Origin of the sequence: Francisella sp. SYW-2 (assembly GCF_008711475.1) — a bacterium.
Taxonomy (GTDB): Bacteria; Pseudomonadota; Gammaproteobacteria; order Francisellales; family Francisellaceae; genus Francisella; species Francisella salimarina.
On sequence record NZ_VXKO01000065.1, the window covers coordinates 1 to 1,189 of the forward strand.

Genomic DNA, 1,189 nt, shown 5'->3' on the forward strand with positions numbered 1-1,189 from the left:
ATTGTAAGTTAAATCCCTAGTATAATTTTACCTAAGGAGTCAAATTAAAGTGAAAAGCTTTAGTTATAAGCTAAGCGACCGTCGTAGGATAGATTTACACAATCGTCGTCATCAAGGTACTTAGGTTATCTCCTTAATACGTTTGAATAGTTGGATGGTCTATAACGACCGCTTACAATCGTAAACATAGAACAAATATACTAAGGAGATGTTTAAAATGTATCATAATTTTGTAGGTATTGATATATCAAAAAATGATTTTGTAGTAGCGGTACATGGAAATAAAAAAGCATTTAAATATCTCAATAATTCTGAAGGCTTCGATGAGCTATTAGAAAAGCATCCTATTCTAAAAGATAACTCTTTTGTGGTTTTAGAGACTACAGGAGGATATGAAAAAGCACTTTTAGGCTACTTATTGTCACATAAGATTGCTGTTCATAGAGCTAATACTAGAGTAGTAAAATACTTTATTCGCTCAACTGGACAGTTAGGTAAATCTGATAATATTGATGCCATAGGCTTAGCTAGATATGGGCATGAAAGACATAAGTGTCTAAATCTTTACAAACCTAATGATGATAATCTTCAAGAGCTTGTAAAATATACCCTTAGAAAGCAAGATCTGAAGAAACAGTTAGTTGCTGAAAAGAATAGATCTCAAGCTCCAGGTCAAGAATGCACTAAAGAGTCACATATAAGAGTAATAGAGTTTCTAGAGCAAGAAATTGCTCTTGTAGAAGGCTTAATAGATGATATTGTGAAGGACTGTGAATACTTAACAAAAGCTAGAGACTTATTGGTTAAAGAAGTTGCAGGTTTAGGAAAAGCTACAGCAACATCATTACTTGCTCTAATGCCAGAGCTGGGCAACTTAAATCGTAAACAAGTAGCCTCTTTAGCTGGAGTAGCTCCTTATCCTTATGAGAGTGGCAAGAAGATTGGATATAGAAAAACTTATGGTGGACGAGCTGACTTGAAACCAGTATTATTTATGTCTGCCATGACAGCTTCTAGAAGTAGTGGAAAGCTTGGAACTTTCTACAGTAAACTTGTAGAAAGTGGTAAAAAGAAGATGGTCGCTATTATAGCTGTTATGAGAAAAATTATAGTCATTGCTAATGCTAAAATTAGAGATTTAAGACTGAAAATGCAAATTTCGTAAATAATTTACAACATAGTTGATGAC

Annotated in this window: 1 protein-coding gene; it reads left to right on the forward strand. The window is 33.6% G+C overall.

Annotated elements, in window-relative coordinates:
* The first annotated feature begins 217 nt into the window (after positions 1 to 217).
* Positions 218 to 1,165 carry an IS110 family transposase gene (locus F3D57_RS10175; protein ID WP_150466174.1) on the forward strand — a complete coding sequence of 316 codons (948 nt, stop codon included), beginning with the start codon at positions 218 to 220 and terminating at the stop codon, positions 1,163 to 1,165.
* Positions 1,166 to 1,189 lie beyond the last annotated feature (24 nt).

What these genes read in the sequence shown, in the direction of transcription:
- F3D57_RS10175 (WP_150466174.1), top strand. Translation starts at nt 218, where the DNA reads ATGTATCATAATTTTGTAGGTATTGATATATCAAAAAATGATTTTGTA.